Annotated in this window: 22 protein-coding genes; 18 read left to right on the top strand and 4 right to left on the bottom strand. The window is 75.0% G+C overall.

What is annotated here, in order from left to right; translation table 11 throughout:
* Positions 1-29: 29 nt before the first annotated feature.
* From ACVJO7_RS06965 to ACVJO7_RS06930, 8 genes are all read left to right on the top strand, one after another.
* On the top strand, positions 30-836 hold the full coding sequence (locus tag ACVJO7_RS06965; RefSeq protein WP_344027009.1) for a sugar phosphate isomerase/epimerase family protein: 807 nt from the start codon (positions 30-32) through the stop codon (positions 834-836).
* Between the two features lie 43 nt (positions 837-879).
* The gene (locus ACVJO7_RS06960; protein ID WP_491672165.1) at positions 880-1,716 is read left to right on the top strand and encodes a thioesterase family protein; all 837 of its coding nucleotides are present in this window, start codon (positions 880-882) and stop codon (positions 1,714-1,716) included.
* Between the two features lie 23 nt (positions 1,717-1,739).
* Complete coding sequence (proC, locus tag ACVJO7_RS06955) at positions 1,740-2,540, top strand: pyrroline-5-carboxylate reductase (RefSeq protein ID WP_491672164.1); 801 nt, start codon at positions 1,740-1,742, stop codon at positions 2,538-2,540.
* Positions 2,541-2,760: 220 nt separating this feature from the next.
* The gene (locus ACVJO7_RS06950; RefSeq protein WP_085910614.1) at positions 2,761-2,973 is read left to right on the top strand and encodes a helix-turn-helix domain-containing protein; all 213 of its coding nucleotides are present in this window, start codon (positions 2,761-2,763) and stop codon (positions 2,971-2,973) included.
* A gap of 160 nt (positions 2,974-3,133) precedes the next feature.
* Positions 3,134-3,235 (top strand): 30S ribosomal protein bS22, encoded by a 102-nt coding sequence (locus ACVJO7_RS06945; protein ID WP_010241351.1) that lies wholly within the window; start codon positions 3,134-3,136, stop codon positions 3,233-3,235.
* Positions 3,236-3,569: 334 nt separating this feature from the next.
* Positions 3,570-4,616: an NAD-dependent epimerase/dehydratase family protein gene (locus tag ACVJO7_RS06940; RefSeq protein WP_344027018.1), complete on the top strand. Its 1,047-nt coding sequence runs from the start codon at positions 3,570-3,572 to the stop codon at positions 4,614-4,616.
* Between the two features lie 58 nt (positions 4,617-4,674).
* Positions 4,675-5,643: a lysophospholipid acyltransferase family protein gene (locus tag ACVJO7_RS06935; RefSeq protein WP_344027020.1), complete on the top strand. Its 969-nt coding sequence runs from the start codon at positions 4,675-4,677 to the stop codon at positions 5,641-5,643.
* A 4-nt stretch (positions 5,644-5,647) separates the two neighbouring features.
* Positions 5,648-6,046 carry a DUF5313 family protein gene (locus ACVJO7_RS06930; protein ID WP_344027022.1) on the top strand — a complete coding sequence of 133 codons (399 nt, stop codon included), beginning with the start codon at positions 5,648-5,650 and terminating at the stop codon, positions 6,044-6,046.
* Positions 6,047-6,060: 14 nt separating this feature from the next.
* On the opposite strand, the gene ACVJO7_RS06925 is transcribed toward ACVJO7_RS06930, so the two are convergent.
* The 3 genes from ACVJO7_RS06925 to ACVJO7_RS06915 form a co-directional block, all read right to left on the bottom strand.
* On the bottom strand, positions 6,061-6,963 hold the full coding sequence (locus tag ACVJO7_RS06925) for an HAD family hydrolase (RefSeq protein ID WP_425563665.1): 903 nt from the start codon (positions 6,961-6,963) through the stop codon (positions 6,061-6,063).
* A 149-nt stretch (positions 6,964-7,112) separates the two neighbouring features.
* The gene (locus tag ACVJO7_RS06920; RefSeq protein WP_491672163.1) at positions 7,113-8,555 is read right to left on the bottom strand and encodes a DUF5667 domain-containing protein; all 1,443 of its coding nucleotides are present in this window, start codon (positions 8,553-8,555) and stop codon (positions 7,113-7,115) included.
* Positions 8,556-8,736: 181 nt separating this feature from the next.
* Positions 8,737-9,375 carry a sigma-70 family RNA polymerase sigma factor gene (locus tag ACVJO7_RS06915; protein WP_491672162.1) on the bottom strand — a complete coding sequence of 213 codons (639 nt, stop codon included), beginning with the start codon at positions 9,373-9,375 and terminating at the stop codon, positions 8,737-8,739.
* 741 nt (positions 9,376-10,116) lie between these two features.
* Between ACVJO7_RS06915 and ACVJO7_RS06910 the strand changes: the two genes are divergently transcribed.
* The 7 genes from ACVJO7_RS06910 (at position 10,117) to ACVJO7_RS06880 (ending at position 18,701) form a co-directional block, all read left to right on the top strand.
* Complete coding sequence (locus ACVJO7_RS06910) at positions 10,117-11,682, top strand: AMP-binding protein (protein ID WP_491672161.1); 1,566 nt, start codon at positions 10,117-10,119, stop codon at positions 11,680-11,682.
* On the top strand, positions 11,679-11,933 hold the full coding sequence (locus ACVJO7_RS06905) for a glutaredoxin family protein (protein ID WP_344027030.1): 255 nt from the start codon (positions 11,679-11,681) through the stop codon (positions 11,931-11,933). Before ACVJO7_RS06910 ends, ACVJO7_RS06905 begins: the two co-directional genes overlap by 4 nt.
* Positions 11,934-11,940: 7 nt before the next feature.
* A complete protein-coding gene (locus ACVJO7_RS06900) occupies positions 11,941-13,542 on the top strand; it encodes a molybdopterin-dependent oxidoreductase (protein WP_491672160.1) in 1,602 nt (533 codons plus the stop codon).
* A 455-nt stretch (positions 13,543-13,997) separates the two neighbouring features.
* Positions 13,998-14,771, top strand: a complete 774-nt coding sequence (locus ACVJO7_RS06895) for a redox-sensing transcriptional repressor Rex (RefSeq protein ID WP_425563662.1) — start codon at positions 13,998-14,000, stop codon at positions 14,769-14,771.
* Positions 14,768-16,192 carry a glutamyl-tRNA reductase gene (locus ACVJO7_RS06890; RefSeq protein ID WP_344027034.1) on the top strand — a complete coding sequence of 475 codons (1,425 nt, stop codon included), beginning with the start codon at positions 14,768-14,770 and terminating at the stop codon, positions 16,190-16,192. The genes ACVJO7_RS06895 and ACVJO7_RS06890 overlap by 4 nt, the downstream gene beginning before the upstream one ends.
* Positions 16,189-17,163, top strand: coding sequence for a hydroxymethylbilane synthase (gene hemC / locus ACVJO7_RS06885; protein WP_491672159.1), 975 nt, complete (start codon positions 16,189-16,191; stop codon positions 17,161-17,163). The genes ACVJO7_RS06890 and hemC overlap by 4 nt, the downstream gene beginning before the upstream one ends.
* On the top strand, positions 17,160-18,701 hold the full coding sequence (locus tag ACVJO7_RS06880; protein WP_344027038.1) for a bifunctional uroporphyrinogen-III C-methyltransferase/uroporphyrinogen-III synthase: 1,542 nt from the start codon (positions 17,160-17,162) through the stop codon (positions 18,699-18,701). The genes hemC and ACVJO7_RS06880 overlap by 4 nt, the downstream gene beginning before the upstream one ends.
* Before the next feature lie 131 nt (positions 18,702-18,832).
* Here the strand turns inward: ACVJO7_RS06880 and ACVJO7_RS06875 are convergent, their stop codons facing one another.
* Positions 18,833-19,390, bottom strand: coding sequence for a TetR/AcrR family transcriptional regulator (locus ACVJO7_RS06875; RefSeq protein WP_491672158.1), 558 nt, complete (start codon positions 19,388-19,390; stop codon positions 18,833-18,835).
* A gap of 61 nt (positions 19,391-19,451) precedes the next feature.
* Here ACVJO7_RS06875 and ACVJO7_RS06870 point away from each other — a divergent pair, with 61 nt between their 5' ends.
* The 3 genes from ACVJO7_RS06870 (at position 19,452) to ACVJO7_RS06860 (ending at position 23,301) form a co-directional block, all read left to right on the top strand.
* Entirely contained in the window at positions 19,452-21,221 is a 1,770-nt protein-coding gene (locus tag ACVJO7_RS06870) for an ABC transporter ATP-binding protein (RefSeq protein ID WP_491672157.1), read from the top strand.
* Between the two features lie 284 nt (positions 21,222-21,505).
* Entirely contained in the window at positions 21,506-22,483 is a 978-nt protein-coding gene (gene hemB / locus ACVJO7_RS06865) for a porphobilinogen synthase (protein WP_344027044.1), read from the top strand.
* 74 nt (positions 22,484-22,557) lie between these two features.
* Complete coding sequence (locus tag ACVJO7_RS06860) at positions 22,558-23,301, top strand: hypothetical protein (protein WP_491672156.1); 744 nt, start codon at positions 22,558-22,560, stop codon at positions 23,299-23,301.
* Positions 23,302-23,309 lie beyond the last annotated feature (8 nt).

Below are 23,309 nucleotides of genomic sequence, written 5' to 3'. Positions count from 1 at the left end.
ACACTTATCCCGGAACCCCTCCGATCCTGTTGTCCACCGCGTCGGTCTACCCGGAGGGCGTCGCCGCGGCCTTCGAGATCGCCGCCGATCTCAGCTACGACGGGGTCGAGCTGATGATCTGGACCGATCCGGTCAGCCAGGACCCGCGGGCGGTCGAACGCCTCGCGGAGCGGCACGGCGTCCCGGTCACCGCGGTGCACGCGCCGTGCCTGGCCGTCACCCAGCGAGTCTGGGGCGCGGACCCGGTGCAGCGGCTGCGGCGCACCGTCGAGGTCGCCGCCCGGTTCGGCGCCGGCACCGTCGTGGTGCACCCGCCGTTCCGCTGGCAGCGCCGCTACGCGTCGGTGTTCGCCGACGAGGTCGCCAGGGCGAAGGAGTACCGCGGGATCACGCTGCCGGTGGAGAACATGTTCCCGGTGACCCGCGGATCGATCAGCACGGTCCCGTACGCGCTCGGCCACGACCCGACCGAGGTCGGCTTCGGCGCCTACACCCTCGACCTGTCGCACACCGCCGCCGCCCGGGTCGACACGCTCGGCCTGATGGACCGGATGGGCGAGCGCCTCACCCACCTGCACCTGACCGACGGCTCGGGCGCCGCGAAGGACGAGCACCTGGTCCCGGGCCGGGGCGAGCAGCCCTGCGCCGAGGTCTGCCAGCGGCTCGCCGACGACGGGTTCGCCGGGCGCGGCGGCACGGTCGCGCTCGAGGTGTCGACCCGGCGCTGCCGGACCCGCCAGGAGCGGGTCGGCCTGCTCGCCGAGTCGCTGCTGTTCGCCCGGCTGCACCTGGCGCCGACCCGGCATCCCGCGCCGATCCCGTCCGCCCGTCGCTGAGATCTCCTTACCCGTCGGTAACCGGCGGGTTAGCCTGATCGGCATGAGCAGTTCCGCGCTCCGCACCGGACGCCCGTTCGCCGACGCCAGGGGGCTCGAGGATCTCGGCGACGGCCGGTTCCGGGCCCGTCTCGACGACGTCTGGGCGGTCGGCCCGAAGGCCTTCGGCGGCCTGCTGATGGTGCTGATGGCGCAGGCGGCGCTCGCCCGGCTCCGGGCCGATCTGCCGGCCGGCGCCCCGGCCCCCGATCCGCTCGCCGTGTCGGTGGACTTCCTGCGGGCGCCGGACCTGCGGCCGGTCGAGCTGACGGCGACCCCGCTGAAGATCGGGCGCACCATCTCCTCGGTCCTGGTCCGGCTGGAGCAGGACGACCGGCTGATGCTGCACGCCACGGTCACCGCGGGCGCCCTGCCCGACGGCGAGCCGCGCTGGGAGACCGTCGCCGAGCTCGCGCCCGAGCCGGACGCCGACGCGCTGGACCCGGCACGGGCCGAGGGCGGTGCGCGCGGCCTGGCCGCCGCCTGCGACCTGCGGTACCCGGCGACCGCGCTGCCGTTCCTGCGGGGCGAGACCGGCCCGCCGGAGATGACCGGCTGGGTGCGGCCGCGCGGCGAGGAACCGGACGTGCTGTTCGCGCTGCTGGCCGGCGACATCCTGCCGCCGACCGTGTTCAACCTGGGCGGGCGGCCCGGCTGGGCCCCGACCGTGCAGCTCACCGCGCTGCTGCGGGCCCGCCCCGCGCCGGGCTGGCTGCGGGTCGTCTCGCGGTCCCGGACCGTCTCGGGCACCCAGTTCGACGAGGACGTCACCGTCGTCGACGCCGCCGGGCGGACCGTCTGCCAGGCCCGTCAGCTCGCACTGGCACCGCTGGAGCGCTGAGCACGCCGCCTAGGGTTGCGCCCATGGGTTCGAGGATCGCGGTACTGGGTGGCGGGCGGATCGGCGAGGCGCTGCTCGGCGGGTTGCTGGCGGCCGGGCGGGAACCGGGCGAGCTGGTGGTCGCGGAGAAGTCGGCGGCCCGCGCGCAGGAGCTGTCCGCCGCGCTCGGGATCACCGCCGCCCCGGTGGCCGACGCCGTCCGTGGGGCCGGGACGGTCGTCGTCGCCGTCAAGCCGCAGGACGTCGTCGGGCTGCTCGGCGAGGTCGCGCCCGCCCTCGAGCCGGGCGCGCTGGTGGTCTCCCTGTGCGCCGGGCTGCCGACCTCGCTGTTCGAGGGGGCGCTGCCCGGCGGCACCCCGGTGGTGCGGGTCATGCCGAACACCCCGATGCTGCTCGGCGCGGCGATGTGCGCGATCTCCGCCGGCAGCCACGCCGGCGACGAGCATCTCGCCGAGACCGAGAGCCTGCTCGGCACGGTCGGCGCGGTGCTGCGGATCGACGAGTCGAAACAGGACGCCGCCACCGCCGTCTCCGGCTCCGGCCCGGCCTACTTCTTCCTGGTCGCCGAGGCGATGATCGAGGCCGGGGTGGCGCTCGGCCTGACCCGGCCCGCGGCGACCGAGCTCACCGTGCAGACCGCGCTCGGCGCGGCCCGGATGCTGCGCGAGACCGGCGAGCACCCGGCGGTGCTGCGGGAGAACGTCACCTCCCCGGCCGGTACGACGGCCGCCGCGCTGCGCGAGCTGGAGCGGCACGGCGTGCGGTCCGCCCTCGCGGACGCGGTCACCGCCGCGCACGACAGGTCGGTGGAGCTCGGCCGCTGACCGGCACGGCCCGTCGCACCGGCCCCGATGGGCCGATCGCCCTCCGTATTCTCCCGATCAGCGCATCGGATGACGCAATGACACCCTGACGCGCCGAGATGTGCCACGATCGGGGCACCCTCTGGCGGACCGATCGTCACAGCCGTCCCGGTAGACTGCACGCGCATCCCCCACCACCGGGCGTCCGGGGGCCCGTACCGGGGGAGGAAGGCGGTGCCCGATGGTGGCGGAACGATCCGAGCCTCTGCGTCCGGCCCAGGTCCAGTTCCTGACCGTGGCCGAGGTCGCCTCGATGATGCGGGTCTCGAAGATGACCGTGTACCGGCTGGTGCACTCGGGTGAGCTGCCCGCCGCCCGGGTCGGCCGGTCGTTCCGGGTACCGCAGCGGGCCGTGGAGGACTACCTCCGCAACGCCTACTTCGACGCGGGCTGAGTCCCCCGTCCGGGCGCCCGCACCGGCCCCGGTAGACTGACGAACCGGCTGCCGACTCCCACCGGTCGCCCGTCCCGCGTATCCGTACGCGGGCGGCCCGCCTCGAGGCCACCCGGTGGTGCGGTTGCGGGCGATCTGCGTCGATACAGGAGGAGCACCCATGGGCTCGGTCATCAAGAAGCGCCGCAAGCGGATGTCGAAGAAGAAGCACCGCAAGCTGCTGCGCAAGACCCGGGTGCAGCGCCGCAAGCTTGGCAAGTGACTCGCGCGCCGGCCGCGCATCCGCCACGGCGGGTGCGCGGCCGGTGTCGTTCGGCGGCGTAATTCACCCACACGTCACGCGTTTCACGTGCGCGGGCGAGTGCCGCGGGTGACGAGTCGGACTACCATCGGCCACCGGCCCGGCGATCGGCCGGAGCAGCGACGACGCTCTCCCGGCCGCGGGGTCCGTGCCCGCGCCGCCCGGCCCAGCCCGGCCCGCCCGCCTGCCCGCGTCGTCCGTCCGCCGCCGCCGTCGTCCCGTGCAGCAGGCACCGATCGTGTCTGCACGCCCACCGCCCAGCCGGCCCCGCCGGTCAGGTCCAGGGAGGTCGCCCATGTCCCAGCCGACACCGAACGTCGTGCTGGTCACGGGCGTGAGCGGGTTCCTCGGCGGTCATCTCGCGGCCCGGCTGGCCGCGAACCCGGACATCGACCGGGTGCTCGGCGTCGACACCGTCCCGCCGCCGCGCGACCTGCTGCGCCGGATGGGCCGGGCCGAGTTCGTCCGCGCGGACATCCGCAACCCGCTCATCGCGAAGGTCATCTCCACCGCAGGCGTCGACACCGTCGTGCACGCCTCGCTGTCGGCCAGCCCGGCGTCGTCCGGCGGCCGGGCGACGATGAAGGAGATGAACGTCATCGGCACGATGCAGCTGCTCGCCGCCTGCCAGAAGGCGTCGACGGTGCGCCGCGTCGTGCTGAAGTCGACCACCGCGGTGTACGGGTCCAGCCCGCGCGATCCGGCCGTCTTCGACGAGGCGACCGGGCCGAAGGACCTGCCGTCCGGCGGCTACGCGAAGGACGCCGCCGAGATCGAGGGCTACCTGCGCGGGTTCAGCAGGCGTCGGCCGGACGTGACGACCACGGTGCTGCGGTTCGCGAACTTCATCGGGCCCCGGATCGACACCGTCCTGAGCCGCTACTTCGCGCTCCCCGTGGTGCCGACCGTGCTCGGCTACGACGCCCGGATGCAGCTGCTGCACGAGGAGGACGGCCTGGCCGTGCTGGAGCGGGCGGCGACCCACGAGCTGCCCGGCGTCTACAACGTCGCCGCGCACGGCGTGCTCATGCTGTCGCAGGCGATCCGGCGGGCCGGCAAGATCGCCGTCCCGGTGCCGAGCAGCGCGGTCAGCCCGGTCAGCCGGGTGTTGCGCGGCGCCCGGGTGGTCGACTTCTCGCCCGAGCAGATGCGCTTCCTCAACTTCGGCCGGGTCGTCGACCTGCACCGGCTGATCGACGACTTCGGGTTCGAACCGCGCTGGACCACCACCCAGGCGTTCGACGACTTCGTCCGCGGCAAGGCCCTGCGGCCGGTGCTCGGGCAGGAACGGATCGCCTCGGTCGAGCGCGGGCTGCTCGGCCTGGCCAGGGCGCTGCGCTGATCGTGTGGGCGGAGCGGACGACGCGCCCGGGCGGCGTGACACGACAGGGGGGAACGGCATGACCGAGGCACGGGTGATCCCGATCCGGGGCGAGCGCGGTCCCGCCCGGCCGGTCCGCGGCGAGGAGCAGGTGCGGCCGGCCGCGGTCCCCCCGGCCCCGGAGACCGACGACGCCGAGGAGCAGCCGGCCTGGGAGGCGGCCCTGGAGCAGGCGCTGGACTTCCTGCGTCGCCGCCTCGCCGGGGACTACCAGGTCGACGAGTTCGGGTTCGACGCCGAGCTGACCGACGCGATGGTGCTGCCCGCGCTGCGGCCGCTCTACCAGCGCTGGTTCCGGGTGGAGACGATCGGCACCCACCACATCCCGGACACCGGCGGCGCGCTGCTGGTCGCCAACCACTCCGGCACCCTGCCGCTGGACGCGGTGATGACCACCGTGGCGGTGCACGACGACCACCCCGCGCACCGGCACCTGCGCCTGCTGGGCGCCGACCTGATGTTCCGGCTGCCGGTCTCCGGCTCACTGGCCCGCAAGTCCGGGGCCACCCTGGCCTGCAACCCGGACGCCGAACGCCTGATGCGCTCCGGCGAGGTCGTCGCCGTGTTCCCGGAGGGCTTCAAGGGCATCGGCAAGCCGTTCCGGGACCGCTACAAGCTGCAGCGGTTCGGGCGCGGCGGCTTCGTCTCGGCCGCGCTGCGCACCGGGGTGCCGATCATCCCGTGCTCGATCGTCGGCGCCGAGGAGATCTACCCCAAGATCGGCGACCTGGCCCCGATCGCCCGGCTGTTCGGCGCCCCGTACTTCCCGATCACGCCGACCTTCCCGCTGCTCGGCCCGGCCGGGCTGATCCCGCTGCCGTCCAAGTGGTACATCGAGTTCGGCGAGCCGATCCCGACCGACCGGCACTCCCCGTCCGACGCCGACGACCCGATGCTGGTCTTCAACCTGACCGACCAGGTCCGGGAGACCATCCAGCACACCCTGTACCGGCTGCTGTCCCAGCGCCGGAACGTCTTCCTGGGCTGACCGGGTGACCGAGCGGCTCCGCCCCGGCCCGCTGCGCTGGCTGCGCTACGCCGCGGGCGGGTCGCTCCCGGCCCGCTACCGGACCTGGGTGCTGCACGACACCACCTGCCGCACCTGGCACCTGCGCCACTTCGCGCGCACCGCGGTGATGCTGACGCTGCTGTCGGTGCCGCTGATGCTGCTGGTCCCCGGGCCGCTGTGGCTGCGGCTGACCGCCGTCCTGCTCGGCTGGCTGGTGTCACTGCAGTACGCGCTGTTCGTGATGGAGGAGTCGGTGGAGAACCGGGTGGTGAAGGCCGGCTACCCGGCCGGGACGGCGCGGGCCACCCGGGCACGGGCGACCGCCGGGGAGCGCGCCGAGGCGGCCCGGCGCTACGCACAGCGCTACCGCGGCGGCAGCTGAGCGCGCGCCCGGCCTCAGCGCCTGCGGTAGGCCATCCCGGCGGCGACCGCACCGGCCAGCGCACCGGCACCCAGCACCGACGGCACCCCGATCCGGGCGGCCTTGCGCCCGGTGCGGAAGTCGCGGATCTGCCAGCTCCGGGCCTTCGCGACGTCGCGCAGCTCCGAGTCCGGGTTCACCGCGACCGCAGTGCCGACGGCCGAGAGCATCGGGACGTCGTTCACCGAGTCCGAGTACGCGGTGCACCGGCGCAGGTCCAGTCCCTCGGACGCGGCCAGCGCGCGGACCGCATGCGCCTTCGCCGGGCCGTGCAGGATCTCGCCGACCAGGCGTCCGGTGTAGAGCCCGTCCACGGACTCCGCGACGGTGCCCAGCGCGCCGGTCAGGCCGAGCCTGCGGGCGATGATCCGGGCCAGCTCGACCGGGGTGGCGGTGACCAGCCAGACCCGCTGGCCGGCGTCGAGGTGCATCTGGGCCAGCGCCCGGGTGCCCGCCCAGATCCGGTCGGCCATCAGCTCGTCGTAGATCTCCTCGCCGAGCGCGACCACCTCGGCGACCGGCCGGCCCGCGACGAACGACAGCGCGGTGTCCCGGTGCCCGGCGATGCCGCCCTTGTCCTCCCGGCCGCCGACCCGGAACTTGAGCTGCTGCCAGGCGAACCCGGCCAGGTCGGAGGTGGTGAAGAACTTCCGCGCGGCCAGCCCGCGGGCGAAGTGGAAGATCGACGCGCCGACCATCATCGTGTTGTCGACGTCGAAGAACGCGGCCGCGGTCAGGTCCGGCGGCGGCGCGTCGGCGTCCGGCGGCTGCTGGTCGGCGCTCTCCGCGGCGACCGCCGCCGCGGCGGACGCCTGGCCGGCCCGCTGGGCCGGATCGAGCGCGGTGGCGCGTTCCAGGACGCCGGGCTCCTCGGCCAGGCCGGTCTCGCCACCGGCACCGGTGTGCTCGACCCGAACCTCGTCGGGAACGGACCCGGGATCACTCACCACGGCGGCCTTCCTGGTACGACGGCGTCACGCGCCCCGCGGTACCCGGGCGCGGCCCCAGCCTACTGGTGCCGGGGAACTCAGCCGATCGTCACCGGGCCGAGGCCGGGCAGCAGCGGCGGGATCGTGATCGGCGGCAGCAGCCGGTCGTCGGACGGGGTCGACGACGAGCTCTCCGACGGCGAGGAGCTCGGCGAGCTGCTCGTCGACGGGCCGGACCCGCCGAGCAGCGGGAGCCCGCTGTCCGGCGCGCCGGTGCTGGTCGGTGCCTCGGAGGTGCCGGGGCTCGAGGTCTCCGGGCCCGCCGTCTCCGAGGTCGGGTCCGGGTTCGCCGACGAGCTGCCGCCGTCCGGGGTGGCGGTCGCCGACTGGCGGGACGCGTCCGGCGCGCCGCCGCTGCCGGGCCGGCACTCGCCGGGGACCGGGCCCAGATCGTCGACCGTGCCGCCGCTGTCGGCGATGCAGCCGCTGTTCGCGCGCAGCGCCTCGGCCCGGGCGAGCACCCGGTCGAGCAGCTGGATCGCCTCGGCCGTCTCCGGCCTGCTCTCCGCGGGCAGCTGCTCCTGCAGGCCGGTGATCCGGCCGGACTGGGCGGCCGCCCAGGTGCGCAGCTCGGCCAGCCGGGCCGCGTCGGAACCCTCGGCGCCGGCCCCGGTCAGCATCAGCCTGCTGCCGGTGCTGGTGGCCCGGTCGAAGTCCTTCATGGCGGCGGCGACCGCGGTCGGCGAGGGCGGCGTCGCCCGGGCGATCAGGTTCTCCAGCTCGTCCACCCGGGAACGGGCCAGATCGAGCTGCCGGTCGGCCTCGGCCTGCTCGCCGACGGTGAAGACCCCGCCGACGCTCTCGCTGGCCCGCTTCACGCCGTACATGGCGTCGCCGGGCAGCGCGTCCCGGCTGACCGTGGAGGTGACCCCGGCGATCACGGCGAGCGCGGCGAAACCGCCGACCACGACGCCGAACCGCTTCCGGATGCTCGGCCGGCGGCGGTCCAGCATCCGCGGCGGCCGGGCCGACTCGTCCCGGCCGGGACCGGCCTCGGCCTCCCGGGCCGGCCCGGGCGCTGCGCCCACGACCTGCTCGGGGTGGTCGGGATGGTGGGTCGGGAGCACGTGCCGGCCGCGGCGCGGCCGCGACTGGCGGGCACCCGGGTCGTCGGACTCCGGGTGGTGCTCGCCCGCCGAGCGGCGGGTGGAGACGGCCTCGTGGTCCAGGTCGTCGGCGATCGGCGGTCCGATCGGGGCGGTCAGGTCCGCGCGGTCCAGCTGGTCCGCGGGGCGGCCGCCGAACGGGGACCCCGGGCCGGACTGGTCCGGCCGGCCGATACCCTCCTGCGCCAGCACGTCGAACAGCCGCTGCCGCATCCGGGCCGAGGCGTGCGGATCCGGCGAGAGGTCACGACGCGAGCGGTCCAGCGCGGCGGAGAGCGCGATCTCGTGCGCCAGCTCCTCCGACGCGGGTGCGCCCGCCGGGGCCCGGTCGAAGTCGTCCCCGCCCCGGTGCCTGTCGTCCCATGCCCTGGGCATGCCGTCCGTCCTCACTGCAGTCTCGCGCTGCTCGTCGGCGCGTTCACGGCGCGCTCGTCTGCACAACGACCGACCGGCGCAGAGGTTACGGACCCCGGACCGTTCACCGCATCGAGTAGTGCGTTCACCGCAGTGATCAGCATCTGCTCTCCCGTTGCGGCTGTTCGGGCCGCATGGCCGCTCATCGCAGGCCGTCCGGGAGCAGCTGGGCCAGGCGGCGCACCGCCCGGTGCTGCAGCGCCTTCACGGCGCCCTCGTTGCGGTCCATGAGCTCGGCGGTCTCGGCGACCGAGAGCCCGCGCAGGAAGCGGTACTGGATGCACTCGCGCTGGTCCGGGTTGAGCTTCGCGATCGAGGCCAGCAGCTCGTCGTTGGTCGCCATGTCGAGGACCTGCTGCTCGGGGCCGCTGGTCGCCGGCGAGTGGTCGACGATCTCCGACGTGGTCTGCTCCAGCCGGTACCGGCTGGACTTCACGTAGTCGAAGATCAGGTTCCGGGCGATGGTGACGAACCAGGCGCCAATGTCGCGGCCCTGGTAGCTGACCGAGGAGATCCGGCGCAGCGCGCGGACGAAGGTCTCCTGGGTGACGTCCTCGGCGAAGGCACGGTCGCCCATCCGGAACAGCACGTAGCGGAAGACGACGTCGTGGTAGCGCTCGTACAGCTCGCCGAACGCGGCGGCGTCGCCGGCCTGGCAGGCCTCGACCAGCGCCCAGGAGCTGTTGGCGTCCTCGACGGCGCGGGCGGCCTCGTCGGCCGGGTCCTGCTCGGGGCGGGGCAGTCCCTGCGAGATCTGCGGCGCCCGGCGCGGCGACGGCATCTCCTGCTCGGTCCGGCCCGGGTGCCCCGGACGGGTGGGGGCGCCGCCCGCGCGGTTGGCGGCCGGCCGTGCCGGGTAGTCGGCGGACCGGGAGTCGTGCGGGGGAGCGTCGAGGGGAGCGGACGCGATCGGCCCCGTCGGTGCGGACGGTGCAGAGGTCGCTGAAGTCACGGACACCTCCCCGTCCGGCTGGGGGCGGACGGCGTCGGGTCGGTCTCGAACGGGATCGGGGGCCCGGTCGGGACGGACGGCTGGGTCGGCTGAATGGACGTGATCGACAGAACGTGGGGGATCGTTCTCGGGGCGTTCTCGGGGGCGGAACAGCCGCTGCGGTCGCATCGGCCGGGTCATGGATCCCGGTGGTCCGGCCGCGGGACCGCCCGGCGGGCGGTGCGGGGCGGGGTGCCCCGGGCCGCACGGCGCGGCAGGCGCAGCGGTGCGCTGGCGACGAGCTGCATGCCACTCCCTCGGGTGAGTCGCGCGACGAACCGGCGGTTCGCGCGTTGAACCTCGTGTAGCGGCGGAGCATAAACGTTGAGGCGGTGGCGCAATGCACTCGCCGCCTTTCACCGCGCCCCGTTCCGTCGAGCGGCCTGTTGGGCGCGGTCAGTGAACTGTTAGCGCAGCGTGTCCGAATCGACACGGTCCGTGTGCGCGACGAGCGGTGCCGTTGCCGGGCGGTGCCCGGTGACGGGGTTTTGCCAGACTGGTGATGTCGCGCACCGAGGAGGAAGACGTCCCGTGTCGAGTACCCGCCCCGCCCCCGTCCATATCGCGGACCTGGTCTCCCGCAACGCCACCGAGCGGCCCGGGCACGACGCCGTCCGCGACATCTCCGGCAGCTCCCCGCTGACCCTGAGCTGGGCCGCGCTGGACGCGGCGGTCAGCGCGGAGGCGGCCCGGCTGCGGGCGACCGGGGTACGGCCGGGGGACCGGGTGGCCGTCGGCCTGCCGGACGGTGCGGCCTACTGCGTCGCGGTGTTCGGCGCACTGCGCGCGGACGCGGTCGTGGTGCCGTTCGGCACCGGTTCGGTGACCCGCGAGCTGGAGGTCGTGTTCGCCCAGGCGGCCCCGGTGGTGGTCGTCGCGGCGCCCGGGGACCGGGTCGCGCAGGGCTGCGCGGAGGGCTGCGGGGCCCGGCTGCTGCCGCCGCCGGACCCCTCCGCGCCGGCGCCGGACGTCCCGGCCACCGGCGGCGCAGCGGCCGATCCGGAGCGGACCGCGGTGATCGTCTTCACCTCGGGGACCACCGGGCGGCCGCGCGGCGTGCAGCTGACCCACCGCGCGCTGCTCGCGAACCGGGCCCAGGCCGCCGAGCTGCGCCCGGCCCCGGTGAACGGGGTCGACCGGGTGCTGCTGGCGCTGCCGCTCTACCACGTCTACGGGTTCGCCGCGGGCCTGCTGCAGGTCTGCTGGGCGGGCTCCACGGTCGTCCTGCCCGGCCGGTTCGACCCGGAGCGGCTGCTGTCGGCCGTCGTCGGGGAACGGGTGAGCGTGATCGCCGGCGTGCCCTCGCTGTTCCGCTCGCTGCTGGATCTGCCGGCCGACCGGCTGCGCGCGGCGATGGGCGGGGTCCGGCTCTGCACCTCCGGCGGGGCGCCGCTGCCGTCGTCCTGGCTGGCCGACTTCCGGGCCGCCACCGGCCTGGACCTGCACGAGGGGTACGGCCTGTCCGAGGGCGGCCCGGTGATCACGACCAACGAGCTCGGCCGCCCGGCGAAGCCCGGCTCGGTCGGCCGTCCGCTGCCCGGCGTCGAGCTGCGGCTGGTCGACGCCGCCGGCCGCCCGCTCAACGAGCCGGAGCCGGAGCCGGACGACGACGAGATCGATCTCGAGGTCGGCTCCGAGCCCGGCGACGACACCGGGCTGATCTCGCTGCGCGGCCCCAACCTCTTCTCCGGCTACTGGCCGGAGGGGGACGGCGGGCCGGACGCCGACGGCTGGTTCACCACCGCCGACGTCGGCTACCTCGACGCCGACGGCGACCTGTTCCTGGTGGACCGCTCGTCGGACCTGGTGATCGTGAACGGGTTCAACGTCTACCCGCGCGAGGTGGAGCAGGTCGTCGCCGAGCTGGACACGGTCGCCGAGGTCGCCGTCGTCGGGGTGCCGGACGACCGCACCGGCGAGGCGGTGAAGGCGGTGGTGGTCGCGGTGCCCGGCGCCGGCCTGACCGTCGAGCAGGTGCACGAGCACTGCGCCACCCGGCTGGCCCGGTTCAAGCGGCCCGCGGTCGTCGCGTTCGCCGACGAGCTGCCCCGCACGCCGACCGGCAAGATCGCCCGCCGCACCCTGGCCCGGATGTGAGCGCCCGGGTACGGCTGCTCACCCGGGCCGGCTGCCACCTCTGCGAGGACGCCGCCGAGGTGCTGCGCCGGGTGTGCGCCGAGACCGGCACCGGATGGGACACGGTGGACGTCGACGGCGATCCCGAGCTGCGGGCCGAGTACGGCGACCAGGTCCCGGTGGTCCTGCTCGACGGGCGGGAGCACGACTCCTTCCGGGTCGACGAGGCGCGACTGCGGGCCGACCTGGCGGCCGGACGATCCGCCGGATGAGCCGGGGATGACGGCGGCGGGTCCGGCGGCGCGTCCCGGCCGGCTGCGCGGTGCGGCCGGCGCGCTCGCCGCGGCCGCGCTCGGCGTCGGCGCCGGGCAGCTCGCCGCGCTGGTGACCGGGCCGGGGACCGGGCCGGTGGACGCGGTCGCCGGCCGGGTCGTCGCGCTCACCCCGCCCGCGGTCGCCGAGATCGCGACGGTCGGGATCGGCCTGGGCAGCCGGGCCACCGTCGTCACCGGGGTGCTGGTCGTGGCCGCGGCCGCGGTCGCCGCGGCCGGCGCGCTGTCCGGGCGCTCGGACCGGCCCGGGACCGCCGGCCTGGCCGCGCTCGGCCTGCTCGGCGTGCTGGCCGGTGGCACGGCCGCCGGCGGCGGGCCGCTGGACGTGCTGCCCGCCGTCGTCGCACTGGTCGTCGCGGTCACCGCCTTCCGCAGGCTGCACCGGCTCGCCGCCCGGATCCCGGCCGGGCCGGTGCTGCCGGACGGCCGCCCGCTGCGCGACTCGCTCACCCGGCGCCGGTTCCTGCGGGCCGCCGGGCTGGCCGGGGCCGGCGGGATCGCCGCCGCGGCGGGCGCCGGTGTGCTCGCGCCCCGGCTGCCGTCCGGCCGGATCGGGCCGGCCCGGGAGGCGCTCACCGCGCGGCTGCGGGCACTCGCCGCCGCGGGCCGGATCCCGCCCGCCCCGCCGGTGCCCGCCGGGGCCGCGTTCCCCGGCGGGACCGCGTTCGCGACGCCGGTCGCCGACTTCTACCGGATCGACACCGCCCTGCGGGTGCCCGCGGTCGATCCGGCCTGCTGGACGCTGCGGGTGCACGGGATGGTCGGCCGCGAGCTGCTGCTGGACCTCGACGACCTGCTGGCCCGCCCGCTCGTCGAACGCTGGGTGACGCTGTCCTGCGTCTCCAACGAGGTCGGCGGTGACCTGGTGTCGACCACCCGGTTCACCGGCGTCGAGCTGGCCCCGCTGCTCGCCGCCGCCGTCCCGGACCCGGCCGCCGACCAGGTGTTCTCGACCTCGGTCGACGGCTGGACGGCGGGCAGCCCGTCGTCGCTGGTGCTGGACCCGGCGGCGGGCGCGCTGCTCGCGGTGGCGATGGACGGCGAGGCGCTGCCGGTCGAGCACGGCTTCCCGGTGCGGATCGTGGTGCCCGGGCTCTACGGCTACGTCTCGGCGACCAAGTGGGTCACCGACATCGAGCTCACCACGTTCGCCGCGCGCGCCGACTACTGGCGGGTGCGCGGCTGGGCGCCGCCCGGGCCGACCGAGACGGCCTCCCGGATCGACTCGCCGACGCCCTACGCGCGCGTCCCGGCCGGCCGGGTGGTCGTCACCGGTGCCGCCTGGGCGGTGCCGCGCGGGATCTCCCGGGTCGAGGTCGGCGTCGGGGACCCGGCGGCGGGCGGCTGGGTGGACGCCGAGCTCGGCCCGGTCCCCGCCGAGGGCGCGACCTGGCGGATGTGGCGGGCCGAGCTGGACCTGCCGGCCGGCGGGCACACGGTCCGGTGCCGGGCGACCGACGGCGCCGGGGCCGTGCAGACCGGGCAGCGGCGGTCACCGCTGCCGGGCGCCGCGACCGGCTGGCCGGAGCGCCCGGTCACCGCGGTCTGAGGTCTGCCGAGAGCTGTGTCACGCGGTCGCCCGGCCGCCCGGGTCCGGGGTGGCACGCGCCTCGACGTGCCCAATCTCGCACGGTGAGCGGTTCGTGCCGGTCGATCACCGGTAGCTCCAGGTCAGCGGTCGCATCGAGCACGATCCGGACCAAGATCGCAACTTTGTGCGGGCCTTCACAAGCGGCTACCGTGGATTTCCGTCGCCCGGCCCGGTGACCTCGCGCCATCGGGCCCGCCCGAGCGCGCACCTTCCGGCCGTCATGCTGGCGGGGCCGTGGTCCGGGCATGGCGATCGTGCTCCTGGGCCGCAGGGGTGCGGCCAGCACATTCCCGACCGGAGCACGATCAGTTTCGATGACCGACCGTCCGCGGACAACCCCCCGTGCACCGGACGAGCGCCGGAACGCGACCGTGTCCCGCCCGCCCGAGACCGACGCCGGAGGAGGAAGGCCCGTGAGCCTGCCGCCCGATCCCGGCGTCCCGTCCGTCCCCGAGACCGACGGTGAGCGGCCGGTGCGCCCGGTCCCCGAGGCCACCGTGTCCCGGCTCGCCGTCTACCTGCGGGTGCTCGGCGAGCTGCGCGAGCAGGGCGTCGAGACGGTCTCGTCGGAGGAGCTGGCCGGGGCGTCCGGGGTGAACTCGGCGAAGCTCCGCAAGGACCTGTCCTACCTGGGCTCCTACGGCGTCCGCGGGGTCGGCTACGACGTCGCGTCGCTGCAGGGCCGGCTGCAGGGCGAGCTCGGCATGGACCACCGGCAGTCGGTGGCGCTGGTCGGGGTGGGCAACCTCGGGCACGCGCTCGCCGGGTACGCCGGGTTCGCCGGCCGCGGGTTCCCGGTCAGCGCCCTGTTCGACGTCGAGCCCGACCTGGTGGGCATCGACATCAACGGCATCCGGGTCCGGCACGTCCGCGAGATCCCCGACGTGTGCGCCGCGCACGGCGTGACCATCGGGATGATCGCGACGCCGGGTCCGGCCGCGCAGAACGTCTGCGACCTGCTCGTCGAGGGCGGGGTGCAGTCCATTCTCAACTTCGCTCCGGTACTGCTTCAGGTGCCGGACGACGTCGAGGTCCGCAAGGTCGACCTGTCGGTCGAGCTGCAGGTCCTCGCGTTCCACGTGGCCCGGCGGCACATCGCCGGAGACGTGACGGTCCCGGCGGATCCCCCGGACGGGGCCGTCGGCGCAACGGGCGAGACGAACGGATCGGTGGTGTCCCCGCGATGAGCGTCCTCGTGGTCGGCCTGTCGCACCGCAGCGCGCCGGTCGAGGTGCTGGAGCGCCTCGCGGTGGCGCCGGGCGACGTGCCCAAACTGCTCGAGGAGATGCTCGACCGAACGCACGTCGAGGAGGCAGTTCTCCTCTCGACCTGCAACCGGATCGAGGTCTGTGCGGTCGTGGACGCGTTCCACGGCGGCCTCGGCGACGTCACCGACGTGCTCGGCTCCTATGCCGGGTTCCCGATCGGCGAGCTCTCCGACCATCTCTTCGTGCACTACGCCGGATCGGCCGTCCAGCACCTGTTCCAGCTGGCCGCCGGCCTGGACTCGATGGTGGTCGGGGAGTCGCAGATCCTCGGCCAGCTGCGCGGCGCCTACGCCACCGCGGACGAGTCGGGCTCGGTCGGCAAGGTGCTGCACGAGCTGGTGCAGCAGGCGTTGCGGGTCGGGAAGCGGGTGCACGCCGGCACCGGGATCGACGAGGCGGGCGCCTCGATCGTCTCCGAGGCACTGCGGGACGCCGATCGCGAGCTCGGCGGCGCCGGCCTGGACGGGGCGCGCGCCGTCGTCGTCGGGGCGGGCGCGATGGGCGCGCTGGCCGCGGCGCACCTGCGGCGCGCCGGGGCGTCCGAGATCGTCGTGCTGAACCGCTCGGTCGAGCGCGGCGAGCGGCTCGCGGAGAAGGTCCGGGAGCAGGGCACCGCCGCGCGCACCGGCCCGCTGGACTCGATGGCCGCCGAGCTGCGCGACGCGGACCTGCTGCTGGCCTGTACCGGGGCGATCGGGCACGTGGTGCACACCGCCCCGGTCGCCGACGCGCTGTCCGCCGGCCGGGGGCGCCCGCTGGTCGTGTGCGACCTGGGCCTCCCGCGCGACGTCGATCCGGCGGTGGGCGAGCTGCCCGGCGTCCGGATGGTCGACCTGACCACCCTGCAGCGGCGGCTGCTCGACGTCGCCGACGACGCCGCGGGCGGCTCGATCGCGCTGGCCCACCGGATGGTCGAGGAGGAGGCCCAGCAGTACCTGGCCGGGCAGCGCTCGGCCGAGGTGACCCCGACCGTCACCGCCCTGCGCCGGCGCGCCTCCGAGGTCGTCGACGCCGAGCTGCTGCGCCTGGACTCCCGGCTGCCCGATCTCGACGGCCGGGTCCGCGAGGAGCTCTCGAGGACCGTCCGGCGGGTCGTGGACAAGCTGCTGCACACGCCGACGGTGCAGGTCAAGCGGCTGGCCGAGGGGCCGGACGGGGACAGCTACGCGGCCGCGCTGCGCACCCTGTTCGAGCTCGACCCGCAGGCCGCCGCCGCCGTCGCGGCGCCGGTCCGCGGCACCGACGCGACCGTCGACGGCACCGACGTGACGGCCGCGCTGAACGCCCCGCTCGACCGCACGCCGTCGATCGGGTCCCGTCCCCCGGAGCAGATCTCGTGAGCGTTCTGAAGATCGGGACGCGCCCGTCGAAGCTGGCGGTGGCGCAGTCCACCACGATCGCCGACCGGCTGATCGCGGCCGGTCAGCCCTGCGAGCTGGTCACCATCTCCACCAGCGGTGACCGCTCGATGGCGCCGGTGACCCAGCTCGGGGTCGGGGTGTTCGTGTCGGCGCTGCGGGACGCGCTGACCGCCGGCGAGATCGACGTCGCCGTGCACTCGTTCAAGGACCTTCCCACCGCGCAGCCGGCGGGTCTGCGGATCGCCGCCGTCCCGCAGCGCGAGGACGTGCGGGACGCGCTGGTCACCAACGGGCGGGTGCTCGGCGAGCTGGGCCGTGGCGCCCGGATCGGCACCGGCTCCCCGCGCCGGGGCGTGCAGCTGTACGCGCTGGGGCAGGGCCTGGAGGTGCTGCCGATCCGGGGCAACGTCGACACCCGGATCGGGAAGGTCCGTTCCGGCGAGCTGGACGCGGTGGTCGTGGCCGCCGCCGGGCTGCGCCGGCTGGGCCGCATCGGCGAGGCGGACGAGCTGATCGACCCGCTGCAGATGCTGCCCGCCCCCGCCCAGGGCGCGCTCGCGGTCGAGTGCCGGGAGGGCGACACCGAGCTGGTGGCGACGCTGCAGGCCGTGCTCGACGACCCGGGCGTGCGGGTCGCCGTCGCCGCCGAGCGCGCCGTCCTGGCCACCCTGGAGGCCGGCTGCCACGTGCCGGTCGGTGCGCTCGCCGACGTCGTCTCCGACCTGGACGACGACGGGCGCGCGGTGGACCGGCTGTCGCTGCGCTGCGTGCTGGGCCTGGGGGACATCGCGGAGGGCGCTGTGGTGCGCGCCTCCGCCACCGGAGAGATGGACGACGCCGAGAAGCTCGGGGCCGCGGTCGCGCACGAGCTTCTCGACCTGGGAGCCGAGGACCTGCCCCCCGCGGGCCTCGAGGGCCCCGCCAACCGCTGGATCGGGAGTACGGAATGACAGGACAGGCCAACACCTCGGGGCGGATCGCCTTCGTGGGCAGCGGACCGGGAGACCCGGCACTGCTCACCGTGCGCGCCAGGGACGTGCTCGCCGGCTCGCCGCTGGTGATCACCGATCCGGACGTGCCGGAGGGCATCCTCGCGCTGGCCGCCGACGGCGCCGAGGTACGCCCGGCGGTCGGCCAGCCCGCCGACATCGCGAGTGACCTGCTGGCCGAGGCCGGTCAGGGCCGCTCGGTGGCCCGCCTGGTCTCCGGCGATCCGCTCACCAACGACGCGGTCGTCGCCGAGGCGCTCGCCGTGTCGGCCTCCGGGACGGCGTTCGACGTCGTGCCGGGCGTGCCTGCCTCCACCGCGGTGCCGGCCTACGCCGGGGTCGCGCTGGGCTCGGCGCACGTCGAGGCCGACGTGCGGGCGGGCGTCGACTGGGCCGCGCTGGCCGCCAGCCCGGGCCCGGTGGTGCTGCACGCCACCGGCGCGCTGCTGGCCGACGTCGCCGCCGGGCTGTCCGCGCAGGGCGTCCCGGGCGACACCGCGGTCGCGATCACCTCCGGCGGCACCACCTCCACCCAGAAGACGATCTCGTCGTCGGTCGGCAAGCTGGCCGTCGACGGCAGCGACCTGGAGGGCGCGCTGGTGCTGACCGTCGGCGACGCCGCCGGTCGCCGCGGCGAGCTGTCCTGGTGGGAGTCGCGCGCGCTGTACGGCTGGCGGGTGCTGGTGCCGCGGACCAAGGACCAGGCCGGCGTGATGAGCGAGCGGCTGCGGATGCACGGCGCGATCCCGGAGGAGGTGCCGACGATCGCCGTCGAGCCGCCCCGGTCGCCCGCGCAGATGGAGCGCTCGGTCAAGGGCCTGGTCGACGGCCGCTACCAGTGGGTCGTGTTCACCTCCACCAACGCGGTGAAGGCGGTGTGGGAGAAGTTCGCCGAGTTCGGCCTGGACGCCCGCGCGTTCTCCGGTGTCAAGATCGCCTGCGTCGGCCGCTCCACCGCGGAGAAGGTCCGCGAGTTCGGCATCGAGCCGGAGCTGGTCCCGGACATCGACGAGGCCCAGTCGTCCACCTCCGAGGGGCTGCTGGAGATCTTCCCGCCGCACGACGACGTGCTCGACCCGGTCGACCGGGTGCTGCTGCCGCGCGCCGACATCGCCACCGAGACGCTGTCCGCCGGGCTGCAGGAGCGCGGCTGGGAGGTCGACGACGTGACGGCCTACCGGACCGTCCGTGCGGCCCCGCCGCCCGCGCCGATCCGGGAGGCGATCAAGACCGGCGGGTTCGACGCCGTCTGCTTCACCTCGTCGTCGACGGTGCGGAACCTGGTCGGCATCGCCGGCAAGCCGCACGCCAGGACGCTGGTCGCCTGCATCGGCCCGGCCACCGCGGAGACGGCCCGCGAGTTCGGCCTGCGGGTGGACGTGCAGCCGGAGGAGGCCCGGGTGCCGACCCTGGTCGACGCGCTGGCGAGCCACACCGCGAAGCTACGCGCGGAGGGGAACCTGCCGCCGCCGAAGAAGGTCAAGGCGCGCCGCCGCTGAGCGGCGCGATCGATACAGCCGCTGAGCGGCGCGATCGATACAGCCGCTGAGCGGCGCGATCGATACAGCCGCTGAGCGCGTGACTCCACGGCCCCGTCTCCCACCTGCGGGTGGGTGGCGGGGCGTCGGCGTCAGGCGGCGGCCGTCTTCACCAGGGTCCGCAGGCACATCTCGCGGGTCTCGCGCGGGCTGCGCCCGGCGGGTTCGGGCAGGTGGAACGCGGCGAACAGCCCGCACCAGATGTGGCCGACGAGCCAGTCGGCGTCGAGCTCGCGGTCGATGCTGCCGTCGGCGTGGCCGCGGTGGACGATCCCGGCGACCAGCCGGTCGTCGTCGGTCTCGGCGGCCGTCTCCTCCTCGGTCTCGCCGCGCAGCCACCAGGCGAAGATCTCGCGGCCGTCGATCAGCTCGGCGCAGAGCCGGGTGTAGGCGGCGAGCCCGGTGCCGTCGTCGGGCCGGGCGCGGCGGATCGCGTCGGAGTACTCGGCGGTGACGAACGCCTCGACGCCTGCGGAGAGCGCGGCCCGGTCCGGGTAGTAGCGGTGCAGCGTGCTGCGGGCGACGCCGGCGGTCTCGGCGATCTCGCCGAGTGCGGCGCCGGGATTGCAGGAGAGGGCCCCGATGGCGGCGCGGAGGATCGCCCGCCGGGTCCGCTCCCTGGTGGGGCTCTCCTGGTCCTCGACCGTCACGTCGCGACCCTAACAAATAATCCATGTGCGAAAATCGGACAGTTCTGTCTTACTTGAGGGCATGACCGTCGTGACCGGGTCGCCGTCCCGGATCGGGATCCTGTGGGACCACGCCCGCCCCCACCTGCCGACGCTGGTGTTCGGCCTCGTCCTCGCACTCGCCGGTTCGGCGATGGAGCTGGCGAGCCCGCTGGTGACCAAGTGGGTGCTCGACACCGTCGCCGAGGGCGGATCGCTGTCCGGGCCGGTGCTGCTGCTGCTCGCGCTGCTCGTGGTCGGCGCCGGCGTCACCTGGTGGCAGTGGGTCGTGCTCGGGACACTCGCCGAGCGGATCGTCTACGACGCCCGGGAGAACATGATCGTCCGATACCTGCGGGCCAAGGTCCTGCCGTTGCTGGCCCGCCCGGCGGGCGAGATGGTCACCCGGGTCACCTCGGACACAGTGCTGCTGCGCGAGGCGGCGTCGTCCAGCCTGGTCGGCCTGCTCAACGGTGCGGTGATGCTGGTCGGGTCGCTGGTGCTGATGACCGTCCTGGACCCGATGCTGGCGCTGGTGACGTTCAGCGCGACGGCGCTGGTGGTCGTCCTGTTCTCGGTGCTGCTGCCCGCGATCGCGACCGCGCAGCAGCGGGCCCAGGGTGCGCTCGGCGATCTCGGCGGCTCGCTGGACGGGACGCTGCGCGCGGTCCGGACGGTCAAGGCCGCCGGCGTCGAGGACGCCGCGCGGCACCGGCTGCTCACCCACGCCGCGGACGCGCGCCGGTTCGGCGTGCGCGCGGTGCGCCGCGAGGCACTGGTCTGGACCGTCGCCTGGTCCGGGCTGCAGGCCGCGATCGTGCTGATCCTCGGCGTCGGGGCGTGGCGGGTCGCGGGCGGCGAGATGACCGTGTCGACACTGGTCGCGTTCCTGCTCTACGCCTTCGGGCTGATGGGGCCGATCATGGAGCTCAGTCAGAACCTCAGCACGCTGCAGTCCGGGATCGCGGCGGCCGGCCGGATCCGGGAGGTCCGGGAGCTCGAGTCCGAGCCGGTCGCGGCCGGCGCCCGTCCTGCTCCGGAGCCCGGCCGCCCCGGTCCGGCTGCCGCCGGTGCGGTCGAGCTGCGCAGTGTCGACGCCCGCTATCCCGGCTCGGCGGAGCCCGCGGTGCGCGGGCTGGACCTGGTCGTCCCGGAACGCGGACACGTGGCGGTGGTCGGCCCCTCCGGTGCGGGCAAGACGACCCTGCTGTCGCTGCTGCTGCGCTTCGTCGATCCCGAGCGCGGCGAGCTGCTGCTCGGCGGGGTGCCCTACACCGAGCTCGACGTGCACCAGGTGCGCAGCCGCTTCGCCTACGTCGAGCAGGAGACCCCGGTGGTCCCCGGCACCATCCGGGACAACCTGATCCTGGCCGCACCGGACGTCTCCGACGAGCGCATCGCCGAGGTGCTGCGCAGCATCCACCTCGACGGCGTCGTCGCGGACCTGGAGCTCGGCCTGGACACGCCGCTGTCGGACAGCTCGGTCTCCGGCGGCCAGCGGCAGCGCATCGCACTGGCCAGGGCTCTGCTCGCCGAACCGCCGGTGCTGCTGCTCGACGAGGCGACCGCGCAGGTCGACGGGATCACCGAGGCGGCGATCCAGACGGTGCTGCGGGCGCAGGCCCGCCGTGGTGCGGTGGTGACCGTGGCGCACCGGCTGTCCACGGTGCTCGACGCCGACGAGATCGTCGTGATGGACTCGTCCCGGGTCGTCGCCCGGGGGACGCACGCCGAGCTGCTCGGGTCCAGTGCCCTCTACCGGGACCTGGTCGAGGCGCTGCGGATCCGCACCGACGTCGCACCGGTGGGATGAGCGGCCCCGCCCCGCCCCGTCCCACCCCAGCGCCGCACCCCGTCGCTCACCGAGATGCATCTGAGAGGGCTCGGAAGATCGACAATTCCCGCTCATCCGCATCTCGGTGAGTGACGGGGTGCGGGGCGGGGTCGCGCGGCGCAGGGAGTGCCGCGGATCGGCCGCCGCACGGCGCGACGGGGTGCGACGGCGCGCAGCGGGGTGTGGCGGGACACGACGGGGTGCGGGGGCGGCGCGGGAAGGGGCGCGGCCCCGGCGGTCCGGCGGCGCTCTACCCTGGGGCAATGGCTTTCCCGGTGCAGCGTCCCCGCCGCCTGCGGACCACCCCCGCGATGCGGCGGCTGGTCTCCGAGACCGAGGTGCGGCCCCGCCAGCTGGTGCTGCCGATGTTCGTGCGCGAGGGCGCCGCGGATCCGGTGCCGATCTCGTCGATGCCGGGCGTCGTCCAGCACACCCGGGAGAGCCTCCGCAAGGCGGTGGCGCAGGCGGCGTCGGCCGGCGTCGGCGGCGTGATGCTGTTCGGTGTCCCGGAGGTGCACGACGCGACCGGCTCCGGTGCCGTCGATCCGGAGGGGATCCTGAACGTCGCGCTGCGCGACGTCCGCGACGAGGTCGGCGACGATCTCGTCGTGATGTCGGACCTGTGCCTGGACGAGTTCACCGACCACGGGCACTGCGGCGTGCTGGACGCGCACGGCCGGGTCGACAACGACGCCACCCTGGACGTGTACGCGCGGATGGGCGTCGAGCAGGCCCGCGCGGGCGCCCACCTGGTCGGCCCGAGCGGGATGATGGACGGGCAGGTCGGCGTCATCCGGGCGGCGCTGGACGAGGCCGGGTTCACCGACACCGGGATCCTCGCCTACACCGCGAAGTACGCCTCGGCGTTCTACGGGCCGTTCCGGGAGGCGGTGAACTCGCAGCTGCGCGGTGACCGCAAGACCTACCAGCAGGACGGCGGCAACGCCCGGGAGGCGCTGCGCGAGCTGGCGCTGGACCTCGACGAGGGCGCCGACATGGTGATGGTCAAGCCCGCGCTGGCCTATCTGGACGTGCTGGCCCGGGTGGCCGACGTCGCGGACGTGCCGGTCGCCGCATACCAGATCTCCGGCGAGTACGCGATGATCGAGGCCGCCGTGCAGCAGGGCTGGCTGGAGCGGGAGCGCACCATCCTGGAGACGGTCACATCGATCCGCCGGGCCGGTGCCGACGTGATCCTCACCTACTGGGCGACCGAGGTCGCGGGCTGGCTGGACCGGTAGCCGGAGCGACACCACCTGCCCGCGGTACCGCCGAACGTGGCAAACCGGACACCCGTCCGGCTACCGTGGCGGGTGTGAGCAACAACCCCGGCGAGCAGGGCGCGCCTCAGTACTACCGGCCCGGACCGTCGACCGGGTACTACCCGCAGTATCCGCAGAACCCGTACCCGAACGGCTGGACGCCGGCCGCCCCGGCGCCGCCGCAACAGCAACAGCAGCAACAGCCGCCGCAAGAGCAGTACCAGCAGCAGTACCAGCAGCCGCCCGGCCCGCAGTGGAACACCGGCGGTGCACCGCAGGGCTGGGGCCAGCCACCGGCCGGCCTGGCCCCGGGCGGGACGACGCCGCTCGCCCGGCCCCGGCAGGTGGTCACCGCGCTGATCCTGCTGATCGCCGCGGCGCTGCCGTTCGTGCTGATGGGCGGCGCCGCGATGTTCGCCCAGATCGACCAGGCCACGCTCGACCAGGCCGGGATCCCGCGCGCCGAGCTCGACAGCGTGATGGCGCAGACCGGGGTGACGCTGGACCAGCTGACCCAGCTGGTCCGGGTGATGGGCGGGGTCTTCCTGGTGCTGGCGCTGGTCTACGCGGCGCTCGCGATGGTCGCGTTCCTCGGCCGGGCGGGTGCGCGGCTGGCGCTGGCGGTGCTGACCGCGGTCTACGGGCTGCCGCTGTTGCTGTTGATGGCACCGACGATCCCGGTGTTCGCGGTGGTGATCCTGGCGATCTCCTCGACCGGTGTGGTGTTGCTCTACGGGCAGGCCGCCCGCGAGTGGTATGCGTCGCGCAAGGTCGGGGCCGCACGGCGCGCCGGGTGACGGCTGGG

The sequence above is a fragment of the Pseudonocardia sp. DxW genome (assembly GCF_058448985.1).
The sequence above is the reverse complement of the archived record's forward strand: the minus strand, read 5'-3'. Positions and strand labels throughout refer to the sequence as shown.

What these genes read in the sequence shown, in the direction of transcription:
- hemB (WP_344027044.1), top strand. Translation starts at nt 21,506, where the DNA reads ATGGCTTTCCCGGTGCAGCGTCCCCGCCGCCTGCGGACCACCCCCGCG.
- ACVJO7_RS06915 (WP_491672162.1), bottom strand. Translation starts at nt 9,375, where the DNA reads ATGCCGTCGCCGCGCCGGGCGCCGCAGATCTCGCAGGGACTGCCCCGC.
- ACVJO7_RS06945 (WP_010241351.1), top strand. Translation starts at nt 3,134, where the DNA reads ATGGGCTCGGTCATCAAGAAGCGCCGCAAGCGGATGTCGAAGAAGAAG.
- ACVJO7_RS06900 (WP_491672160.1), top strand. Translation starts at nt 11,941, where the DNA reads ATGACGGCGGCGGGTCCGGCGGCGCGTCCCGGCCGGCTGCGCGGTGCG.
- ACVJO7_RS06960 (WP_491672165.1), top strand. Translation starts at nt 880, where the DNA reads ATGAGCAGTTCCGCGCTCCGCACCGGACGCCCGTTCGCCGACGCCAGG.
- proC (WP_491672164.1), top strand. Translation starts at nt 1,740, where the DNA reads ATGGGTTCGAGGATCGCGGTACTGGGTGGCGGGCGGATCGGCGAGGCG.
- ACVJO7_RS06920 (WP_491672163.1), bottom strand. Translation starts at nt 8,555, where the DNA reads ATGCCCAGGGCATGGGACGACAGGCACCGGGGCGGGGACGACTTCGAC.
- ACVJO7_RS06940 (WP_344027018.1), top strand. Translation starts at nt 3,570, where the DNA reads ATGTCCCAGCCGACACCGAACGTCGTGCTGGTCACGGGCGTGAGCGGG.
- ACVJO7_RS06880 (WP_344027038.1), top strand. Translation starts at nt 17,160, where the DNA reads ATGACAGGACAGGCCAACACCTCGGGGCGGATCGCCTTCGTGGGCAGC.
- ACVJO7_RS06870 (WP_491672157.1), top strand. Translation starts at nt 19,452, where the DNA reads ATGACCGTCGTGACCGGGTCGCCGTCCCGGATCGGGATCCTGTGGGAC.
- ACVJO7_RS06935 (WP_344027020.1), top strand. Translation starts at nt 4,675, where the DNA reads ATGACCGAGGCACGGGTGATCCCGATCCGGGGCGAGCGCGGTCCCGCC.
- ACVJO7_RS06890 (WP_344027034.1), top strand. Translation starts at nt 14,768, where the DNA reads ATGAGCGTCCTCGTGGTCGGCCTGTCGCACCGCAGCGCGCCGGTCGAG.
- ACVJO7_RS06950 (WP_085910614.1), top strand. Translation starts at nt 2,761, where the DNA reads ATGGTGGCGGAACGATCCGAGCCTCTGCGTCCGGCCCAGGTCCAGTTC.